General features: G+C 71.3%; 11 protein-coding genes. 2 read left to right on the forward strand and 9 right to left on the reverse strand.

What is annotated here, in order from left to right:
- Positions 1-4 precede the first annotated feature (4 nt).
- A complete protein-coding gene (locus tag WFM69_RS17155) occupies positions 5-1,027 on the forward strand; it encodes a hypothetical protein (RefSeq protein WP_337006798.1) in 1,023 nt (340 codons plus the stop codon).
- A 103-nt stretch (positions 1,028-1,130) separates the two neighbouring features.
- Here WFM69_RS17155 and WFM69_RS17160 read toward each other — a convergent pair whose 3' ends face one another.
- Positions 1,131-2,057, reverse strand: a complete 927-nt coding sequence (locus WFM69_RS17160) for a DNA-processing protein DprA (RefSeq protein ID WP_337006800.1) — start codon at positions 2,055-2,057, stop codon at positions 1,131-1,133.
- A gap of 259 nt (positions 2,058-2,316) precedes the next feature.
- Between WFM69_RS17160 and WFM69_RS17165 the strand changes: the two genes are divergently transcribed.
- A complete protein-coding gene (locus WFM69_RS17165) occupies positions 2,317-2,904 on the forward strand; it encodes a hypothetical protein (protein ID WP_337006802.1) in 588 nt (195 codons plus the stop codon).
- A gap of 361 nt (positions 2,905-3,265) precedes the next feature.
- Here the strand turns inward: WFM69_RS17165 and WFM69_RS17170 are convergent, their stop codons facing one another.
- The 8 genes from WFM69_RS17170 to WFM69_RS17205 all read right to left on the reverse strand — a co-directional run bounded on the left by WFM69_RS17170 (position 3,266) and on the right by WFM69_RS17205 (position 8,127).
- On the reverse strand, positions 3,266-4,273 hold the full coding sequence (locus WFM69_RS17170) for a DUF4192 family protein (RefSeq protein WP_337006804.1): 1,008 nt from the start codon (positions 4,271-4,273) through the stop codon (positions 3,266-3,268).
- 143 nt (positions 4,274-4,416) lie between these two features.
- Positions 4,417-4,974, reverse strand: coding sequence for a hypothetical protein (locus tag WFM69_RS17175; RefSeq protein ID WP_337006806.1), 558 nt, complete (start codon positions 4,972-4,974; stop codon positions 4,417-4,419).
- 145 nt (positions 4,975-5,119) lie between these two features.
- The gene (locus tag WFM69_RS17180) at positions 5,120-5,602 is read right to left on the reverse strand and encodes a hypothetical protein (protein WP_337006808.1); all 483 of its coding nucleotides are present in this window, start codon (positions 5,600-5,602) and stop codon (positions 5,120-5,122) included.
- Complete coding sequence (locus WFM69_RS17185; protein WP_337006810.1) at positions 5,599-5,943, reverse strand: hypothetical protein; 345 nt, start codon at positions 5,941-5,943, stop codon at positions 5,599-5,601. The genes WFM69_RS17180 and WFM69_RS17185 overlap by 4 nt, the downstream gene beginning before the upstream one ends.
- A 57-nt stretch (positions 5,944-6,000) precedes the next feature.
- Positions 6,001-6,174 (reverse strand): hypothetical protein, encoded by a 174-nt coding sequence (locus WFM69_RS17190; protein WP_337006812.1) that lies wholly within the window; start codon positions 6,172-6,174, stop codon positions 6,001-6,003.
- A 147-nt stretch (positions 6,175-6,321) separates the two neighbouring features.
- A complete protein-coding gene (locus WFM69_RS17195) occupies positions 6,322-6,768 on the reverse strand; it encodes a hypothetical protein (protein ID WP_337006814.1) in 447 nt (148 codons plus the stop codon).
- A gap of 153 nt (positions 6,769-6,921) precedes the next feature.
- A complete protein-coding gene (locus WFM69_RS17200; RefSeq protein ID WP_337006816.1) occupies positions 6,922-7,398 on the reverse strand; it encodes a hypothetical protein in 477 nt (158 codons plus the stop codon).
- A gap of 105 nt (positions 7,399-7,503) precedes the next feature.
- A complete protein-coding gene (locus WFM69_RS17205) occupies positions 7,504-8,127 on the reverse strand; it encodes a hypothetical protein (protein WP_337006818.1) in 624 nt (207 codons plus the stop codon).
- Positions 8,128-8,596: the final 469 nt, after the last annotated feature.

The following is an 8,596-nucleotide window of genomic DNA, read 5'->3' on the forward strand; positions in this document are numbered from 1 at the left end:
CGTCATGTGCGACTCGTGCGCCGAGGGCGGGCGCCGTTGCCCCGGCTCGAACAGTCCGGAGGCTCGCGCCGCGCACAACACCCGCCGGCGTGAGAACAGGTCCGCTCGCGCCGCCGTCGTCTCCTGGGCGCGGCAGCGCGATCTTCCCGAGCTCGCGCTCGACGTGCTCGCCGTCGCCCCGCCCACGGTCGCGAAGGAATGGGCGGAGCACGCCGGGGCGCCGACCGCGCAGCACGGCGAGCAGACTCGTCTCAAGCCCACCTCCACCGGTCTGCGGGATGCCAGCTGGGCCAGTGCCGGCATCGTCGACCAGGTCGCGGCGATCGCCCGCGCGCAAGGTGCACACCCGGATGAGGCCGCGCTGTTGAACGTGAACGTGGTCCACGATGACTACGAAGACGAGGGCGTGAACACCACCCGCCGGCTCATCCTCGAGGACGGCAGCGACGCCTACTTCAAGCCGATCGACGGGATCGACGAGGAGACCGCCGAGGATTACGGCCATGAGCAGCCCTGGCAGCCGATCCACGAGGTGGCGGCATGGCACACCGCTCGCGCGCTCGGCCCGGAGTGGGAGCGACTCGTGCCGCCCTGCGTGCTCACCGTCCGCGACGGATCCCTCGGCTCGCTCGCGCTCGGCCAGCCCGGCACCACGGCCGGCCCGGTGCAGGTGCCCGACAGCGACGTGCACGCGGCCGCGTTCTTCGACGCGCTCACCGGCCAGCAGGACCGCCACACCGGGAACTTCCTCACCCACAACAACGGCGAGGAGCTGCACCTGATCGACCATGGGTTCGCGTTCGCTCGCCTGGACGACCCGGTCAACATGTCCGTCTTCCAGCTGCGCCGCTTCAGGACCGCGCCGGAGCTGACGACCTACGAGCTCGACCGGCTCGTGATCCTGCTGCGCACCCCGGATCTGCACGGGCTGCGCCCGATGCTCGCACCCGACCGGGCTGCGGCGCTCGAGGACCGCGCGCGGCTCATGCTCGTCACGGGCAGGATCCTCCCCGAAGGCCACTTCTGACCTGTCGGGGGACATACCGTTTCAACAGAGAGGGCCTGCCGAGCTCGACGCCGGCAGGCCCTCAGCATGGGCCGGGCGGAGATCTCCCGCCCGGCCCACCGTGTCACGTGGTGATCAGCTCGAGCGCCTCCGCGCCGGTCGTGATCACCCGGGCGTCGTACTCGCGCAGGAGCCGGTGGCATCCGGCGCTCGCGGCGCTCGTGACGTTGCCGGGCACCGCGCCGAGCGGACGGCCGAGGCTCGCGGCGTGACCGGCTGTGTTCAGAGATCCGGAGCGAAAGCCTGCCTCGACGATCACGGTCGCCTGCGTCGCGGCCGCGAGCAGACGGTTCCGAGAAAGGAAGCGCCAGCGGGTCGGCGACGAGCCGAGGGCCACCTCGGAGACGAGTGCGGATCCGGCGGAGCTGGCGATCCGGTCGCCGAGCTGCGCGTGCCCGATCGGGTACATCCGATCGACGCCACCGGCGAGCCAGGCGACGGTCGCCCCGCCGCTCATCAGCGCCGCGCGGTGAGCCGCGCCGTCGATGCCGTAAGCGCCGCCGCTGTGCACGACGACCCCGGCCGCGACGACGTCGCCGGTGATGTCCGCGCAGACGCTCTCGCCGTAGCTGGTGGCCGCCCGTGCGCCCGCGATCGCGAGCCGACGCTCGGCGCCGAGGGCGTCGATGTCTCCGCGGACCCAGAGCACGTGCGGGGCGTGCGGGCCGAGGTCGGCGAGGCCAGGGACGGTGGCCGGGTCGACCAGGCGGATCCCGTTCTCCTCGGCCTTGCGCAGCGCCGTGGCGATCGCGTCGGTGCGCAGACGCGGCATCCAGCGCTGCGCCTGCGCGGCCAGGCCGGGGGCGATCTTGTCGAGATCCGCGCGCTTGCCCTCGAGCGCGGCCAGTGCGGCGACGTGGCCGAGCTGCTGGACCAGGGCGCCGGCGTGGCCGTCGCCCGGCTCGGTGATGATCGACCAGGCCGCGCGGGCGAGGCGCTCCTTCGTGTCGGTGATCTCGGCGACCTCGGTGGTGATCGTGGTGGTGGTCATGGCGTCCTCCTCAGAACGGGTTTTAGTTGACTTGACATGTACCAATATAGGGGAGGGGGGTCGGACATTGTCAACCCGGTTGGATTCGGCCCAGCTGCGGCGAGCGCATGAAACCGCCCGTGTCCCCCAAATGGGGGACACGGGCGGGTGTGGTTCGCGCGTGGGTTATGCGGGGTGGTCGATGCGCTTGGGGCGGGTGAGGACGGTCTCCTTGGTGTCGGGAGGATGGGGGAGCGCCCAGACGATCCGAGGAGACCCCGTGACCCTGCCATCCCTTGAGAACCTCGCCTACCCGGCCGGCGACGACGGCGAGCACCCGGGCGGCGGTCACTGCGCCTGGCTCGGCGGCGCAACCCGGGAGGAGGACCGGGTCGCGATCGTCGATCAGTACGCCACCGCGCTGCGCGTGCTCGTCGACGCCGCCGAGGCATCCGGCGACGGATGGAGCCTCAGCCGGCCGATCCTGTTCGCCGTGCACCAGCTCTGCGAGGACGCCCTCGACGTCGCGAACGCTCGCGCCGGCGTGACCGTGCCCCAGAGCGGCAAGCAGCGCCACTCGCTCGCCGTCAAGATGGCCGGCGCCGTCGCCGGCGGCGTCTATGCCGGCCTCACGCTCGAGGAGCGCCAGTGGTGCGAGCGCTTCATCGCGGAGATCGCGCCGCTCACCGGGAACGGCTTCCCCGGTCGGTACGCGGACGGCGCCGTGTCCGGCCGCCGCCAGCTCGATGACGTGTGGTGCTGCATCAACCCGACCGCGCTGCGCGATGCCGCGACCATGTTCGCCGGCCTCACCATCCTCCGCGCCGCCGAGCTCGACGAGCCGGCAGAGGAGATCACCGCGCCCTGACCCCTGCGGCGAGCGCAGCGTGCCGGCGGTGCCGTGCAGGGGCGGGTTGGCCGGTGCTGGTCGCCCGCCCCTGGTCTCTACAGCCGGCCGTCGCTGTCGACGGGGTCCGGAGGGCCGTCGTACTCGCTGGCCGGGACGGTGCTGTCCTCGAGGCAGATGCTCTCGGGGCGGGCGCCGTAGCCGCAGATCTGGCACATGTCTCGTGCTCCTCTCTTTAGTTGACTTGACACTTACCAATATAGGGCAGAGGTCGGACATTGTCAACCCGGTTGGATCAGGTTGTGAGCTGCGGCGAGCGCGGCCCGCTCGAGGAGGATGCCGGGGGAGGGCCCCTGAGCGGTTCTCAGAGGCCCTCGGTGGCTCACTGGATGAAGATCCAAGCCGGGAGGGTTCCGGTCGCCAGGAGGCGGCTCAGGACGTCCACGATGGTCAGATCGGGGTCGGCCTGCGCGGCGTGGTCGAGGTAGTGGCCCGCGTGCGTCGAGCGGCCCAGCGCCCAGGCCAGCCACGCGGCCGCGGCGAGCAGCGCGGCGTGCTCGTGGCCGGTGACGTGCGCCGCTGCGATCCGGCACGCGGCGAGCGCGGCGCCGAGGCGGTCCGGGTCGGGGCGGTGCATCGTGTCGCCGACCATGATGCGGCCGAGGTGCTCGGGGATCGCGGTGCCCGCGGTGGAGTAGGCGGTCTGCGCGGCGACGGCCTCGCGTCCGGTCTGCTCGTCGCTGGCCCACTGGATCAGGGCCGCGTCCCGCAGCGCCGGGATCACCATGACGGCCGCGAGGTGCGCGAGGGTGCTCGGCTCCGGGGCGTCGAGGTCGGCGGTGAGTACGCCTTCCAGCATCGCGGTCAGGCTCGCCTCGTCATCCGTGGGGAACGTCGCCGAGGCGACGGCCGCGGCGAGCGCGGGATCGGTGGCGGGAAGCTCGATCCCGGCGTGCTGGTCTCCCTCGGCGAGCGCGGGGGCGTTGGCGAGCGCGGGGGCCGGCTCGGTGTGCTCCTCGCCGGTGAAGTACTCGCCCCAGGTGGCGGGGGTGGCGTAGAAGATCGCGGCGACGTCGAGGCCGAGCAGGTCGCACATGGTGCGCAGGGTCTCGGCGAGCAGCGCGTGCCGCGTCTGGTCGCCGTCGGTGTAGATCGCCGCGGCGATCATCGTGACGCCGCCGAGGCGGACGACCGTGCCGAGCCATTCGGCGGTGTACGCGGCGAGCGCGTCGGCGTCGGTGGCGGTGGGGAGGTCGACGCGCAGCGCGCCGTGCGAGCGGGTGCCGCGGAACGGGGCGATGACGAGCGACTCGGTCGGGGTGTAGCCGAGCAGCGTGGTGACGGCGGTGAGCAGCTCGCCCTTCTCGACGGCCTTCAGGATGGTGGTCATGGTGTCCTCCTCAGAACATCCGATTAGTTGCCTTGACACTTACCAATATAGGGACGGGGTCGGACATTGTCAACCCGGTTGGATCGGCGGTGCCGGATGCGGCGAGCGCGGGCCGGGGATCTCGCCCCGGCCCGCGCTGCGGATCAGGCCGCGGCGATGTAGCTGCAGGGCACCTGCGCGCCGTGGTGCCAGCCGTCGCACTCGATCCGGCCGAGCTTGCGGGCGTCGTCCCGGCAGGCGCGGCGGGCGTCGGCCTCCTCGGCGTCGAGCCGGGCGGCGTGCAGGGCCTCGATGTGGTCGAGCTTGGCGGCGAACTCGTCGTGATCGGGCAGGCCCGCGGCGATCCACAGCCGCGCGCACAGCCCGAATCCCTCGTGCGAGAGCGGTGCCCGCTCCGCGGCCGCGAGAAGGCCGATGACGACCTCGACGGCGGTGCCGGGGCGGGTGTCCTCGCCCGCGGCGACCCGCTCGAGGATCTCCCGCGCGTGCGCCCGATAGACGGCCTCAACGCTCATCCGCGCGGATGCCTCGCCGCCGCTGAGCAGCGAGAACGAGTGAAAGAGCGTGTCGGCCTGCTCGGGGTGCCGGGCCTGCGCCTGCGCGATCTCATCCTCGGCCCAGCTCATCCGCTCGAAGATGCCGCCGAAGCTCTGCTCGAACCCGGCCAGGATCTCGGCTGCGGTCGTGGTGGTGTCGGTCATGAAGTCCTCCTCAGAACGTCGGTTAGTTGACTTGACATTTACCAATATAGGGAAGGGGTCGGACATTTGGCCCGCGGGCACGAAAATGCGGGGCGAGGGTTGCCCCTCGCCCCGCTAGGGAGGACTGCGGCGAGCGCCGCGGGTGCTACGTGGTGCGTCGGGATCGGGTGGCGGTCACCGCGGCGCGCACGGCGTTCCACACGAGGTTCTGCGGCGGCTCGGGCTTGCCCCGTTCCACGTAGACGGCGAGGGGCGGGAGGTCGAGCGATCGCACCACGGCGGAGGCGATCGCCTCGGGGGATGCGTCGGCGGGGATCGCGCTCGCCGCGGTGCCGCGGGCGTACCCGTTCGCGTAGGCGGCGTGCGCGATCGCGCGGATCAGCTCGAAGGTCTCGAAGTACTCGACGGCCTCGCCCGCGCCGATCTGCCGGGCGAACTGCTCGCCGAGCGGCTCGCCCGGGTCGGGGGCGTGGTCGTCTGGCCAGATGCCCCAGTCGGCGAGCGTGCCGAGCATGACGGTATCGGGGACGGCGAGCGCGGCGGGGTCTCGCCAGCCGTTCGCGTCGGCGAGGTCGGCCGCGGCGAGCGGGGCCGGCTCGGATGTCGGGGTGGGGTGTGCGGTGCTCATGGGCGGGTCTCCTCGTACCAGATTTCGTAGGTGCGGCCGGTGATGGATGCCAGGTGCGCGGCGAGCGCCTCGGCGGCCTCGATGTCGCCCGCGTACTCGCGACAGTCGTCGTGCGCCTCGATGCCGAACTCGCCATTGCACGGGGCGAAGACGCCGGGGAGGATCGCCCACGCGATGCACTCGCAGTCGTCCGCGGCCAGCGATCGCGGCTCGGTCGGTTCGAACGGGCGGAGGTCGACGCGCTCACCGGTGGCGGCATCCTGCAGCCACGGGTCGGTGTCGGCGGCGATGTGCGCGCCCGGCGCCAGCGGGCCGGTGTAGCGCTTCGTGGCGGTGGTCATGGTGTTCCTCTCGGTCGGGGCCGGCGAGGCCGTGCGCCCGGCCTCGCCGTGGTCTGGCTAGGGGCGGAACCGCAGCGCGGTCTCTGCCTTGATCGCGGCGTTGTACTTGCGCCGCAGGGTGCGGAGGGCCTGGTCGCTCTCGCCGGCGGCGATGGCGTGGGCGAGGGTCTCGCCGGTCTCGTTGACGAGATCTCGAGCTGCCACCATTTCGGCGAGGGTTGCGGCGGTCATGGCGTCCTCCTCAGAACGGATTTTAGTTGACTTGACACCTACTAATATAGGGGAGAGGTCGGACATGGTCAACCCGGTTGGATCGGATCGGCTGCGCTCGCCGTGGGTGACGCCGGGAGGGGCGGGCGGCCCGCCCCTCCCGGTCGGTCAGTCCTCGATGATGTCGTGCTCCTCAACGGTCATGTCGCGCCAGCCGGGGCCGTGCAGGATCGTGGCGACCCGCTCGGGGGTGAGCAGGGGCCGGGCGGCCTCCTCGGCGGTCTCCGTGTTGATCGCGGTGACCTCGACCGGCACGTCGACCTCGACCGTCACGCGGTAGGTGACCGTGTACTTCCGGTCACGCTGGACGCCGCCCAGCTCCTCGGCAAGCGTGTCGTAGTAGGTCTCGTAACCGGCGTGGTCGGCGATCCGGCGCACCTTCGCCCAGAGCATCGTCAGGCGCGGGTCGCTCGCCTCGATCTGGTCGTTCTGCAGCCGTGCCAGCTCGGTCTCAAGCGTGGCGACCCGGGCGAGCGCGGCCCGCTCGGACTCCTGCGCCCGTGCGAGCTCGGTCTGACCGGCGACCCGGTTGTCGGTAGTGGCGATGTCAGTCATGATGTCCTCCCTAGAACGTTGAATAGTTGACTTGACATGTACCAATATAGGGGAGGGGTCGGACATTGTCAACCGGGTTGGATCGGATCGGCGCTCGCCGCAGGGCACGAAAGAGGGGCGAGGCAGAAGCCCCGCCCCTCGCGTGATGCCGGATCAGACCGGCTCGGCGCTCGACCCGTTCCAGTCGATGTCATCCCAGCCGTTCTCGCGGATGGCCTCGGCCACGTCGTAGCGGTCGACGTCCTCCTCGGCGGCCTCGATAGCGGCGTCGTAGTTGGTCGCGGTGACCGTCCGGTAGACCCGCAGGCTGATCGTGATGTCCATGCCGACCTCGAACTCGCGCTCGCGGGTGATGCCGTCCACGGCGGCGACCATGCGGTCGTACTCGCCGCACATGTCGTGGTCGGTGGCGACCTCGCCCGCCGCCTCCCAGAAGTCGACGAGACGGGCGTCTGCGCCGTCCGTGATCTCCTCGGCCCGCGCCGTGGCGATCTCCGCCTCGAGCTGCTCGGCGCGGGCGAGCGCGGCGCGCGTGGAAGCCTCGACCCGCGCCAGCTCGCCGATGACAGCCGGGCGGGGGAGGGTGAGACCCTCGAAGCCGGTAACCGCCTGAGTGGTGATGTCAGTCATGATGTCCTCCCTAGAACGTCGAATAGTTGACTTGACACTTACGAATATAGGGGGAGCCTCCGACATTGGGAGGCTCCCCCGTTCTCTAGGGAGAAATCGCGGGTCTCAGGCGGTCTCGTCGGCCTCCTCCCACGCCTCGGGATCGGCCTCGCGGCAGTGCTCGCGGATCATGGCAGCGCGCTCGGGGAGCGCGGCGGCCTCGAACACCTCGGCGAGCCGGGAGCCTTCCAGGTAGGTGAAGTGCTCCCAGAAGTCCTCACCCGGGAACGTCATCATCAGCGCGTCCCCGAGCGAGCCCACGGCCGCCAGGATCGCCGCCAGTGCGGTCTCCGGCGTGCGGCCCAGCGCGTCCACCGGGATCAGCGGCCCGTTCGAATCGCGCTTCGCGACCACGCGGCCGCCCTGCCAGCGCTCGCGGGTGACGCTCGGCTCCTCGCCCGTCCATTCCTCCTTGAGGGTGAGGGACAGACCCGGCAGGGATGCCGTCAGCTGCTCGGCGAGTTCGCGCAGCCCGAAGGTCTGCACCTGGTCGGAGTACTGCACGTAGGCCGATCCGGCCCGGTCGATCCCGATCTGCGCGTCGATCCCGTAGATCCGCGCGCGGCCGGTGTCGATGTCGATCTGGTGCTCGGTGTCCGCGTTCGCATTCCACAGCGCGATCAGCCGGGCGAGCGAGGGCAGCTCGGCGCCCTCCTCGGCATCCACCGATACACACGTCCACATGCTCATGAGAACCTCCACGGTTGTTGAATAGTTGACTTGACATGCACCAATATAGAGATAGCCCCGGACACTGTCAACAGGGTTGGAAATCGCCCCCCCCTCCCGGGCGCAGCCCGGACAGAACCCGCCCCGGAACCCCGGCCACGAGGAACCGCCCCACAGAACGGCCCAGGAAGGCCGCCACGGGCCGCGAGAGAGGCCGGATAGGCAACTACAGCCGAACGGCACCCCAGGCCGGGAGAGAGGCGCACAGGGCCGGGAAGCGCTAATCCGCAGGAAGCCCCAGGAAGCCGCCTAAGCCCCGCAGGGTCGATCCGGCACCCGATAGCCGGCTACCCCGATCCCAGGCCGCCACGCCCCCCCACCGCAGCCCGCCCCGAGGGGTGGCGCGCAGCGCCGCCCCGACCTCGCTCAGGCCCGGCCTGCCGGGCCGCCCGGAGGAGGCGGGCGCAGCCCGCCGGAGGGTCCTAGACGG

This window comes from Microbacterium sp. LB12 (assembly GCF_037150835.1).
GTDB lineage: Bacteria > Actinomycetota > Actinomycetes > Actinomycetales > Microbacteriaceae > Microbacterium.

Bases quoted from the DNA above. Each gene is read 5' to 3' on its own strand.
- WFM69_RS17185 (WP_337006810.1), bottom strand. From the start codon at position 5,943: ATGACCACCGCCACGAAGCGCTACACCGGCCCGCTGGCGCCGGGCGCG.
- WFM69_RS17160 (WP_337006800.1), bottom strand. From the start codon at position 2,057: ATGACCACCACCACGATCACCACCGAGGTCGCCGAGATCACCGACACG.
- WFM69_RS17155 (WP_337006798.1), top strand. From the start codon at position 5: ATGTGCGACTCGTGCGCCGAGGGCGGGCGCCGTTGCCCCGGCTCGAAC.
- WFM69_RS17200 (WP_337006816.1), bottom strand. From the start codon at position 7,398: ATGACTGACATCACCACTCAGGCGGTTACCGGCTTCGAGGGTCTCACC.
- WFM69_RS17205 (WP_337006818.1), bottom strand. From the start codon at position 8,127: ATGAGCATGTGGACGTGTGTATCGGTGGATGCCGAGGAGGGCGCCGAG.
- WFM69_RS17175 (WP_337006806.1), bottom strand. From the start codon at position 4,974: ATGACCGACACCACCACGACCGCAGCCGAGATCCTGGCCGGGTTCGAG.
- WFM69_RS17190 (WP_337006812.1), bottom strand. From the start codon at position 6,174: ATGACCGCCGCAACCCTCGCCGAAATGGTGGCAGCTCGAGATCTCGTC.
- WFM69_RS17170 (WP_337006804.1), bottom strand. From the start codon at position 4,273: ATGACCACCATCCTGAAGGCCGTCGAGAAGGGCGAGCTGCTCACCGCC.
- WFM69_RS17180 (WP_337006808.1), bottom strand. From the start codon at position 5,602: ATGAGCACCGCACACCCCACCCCGACATCCGAGCCGGCCCCGCTCGCC.
- WFM69_RS17195 (WP_337006814.1), bottom strand. From the start codon at position 6,768: ATGACTGACATCGCCACTACCGACAACCGGGTCGCCGGTCAGACCGAG.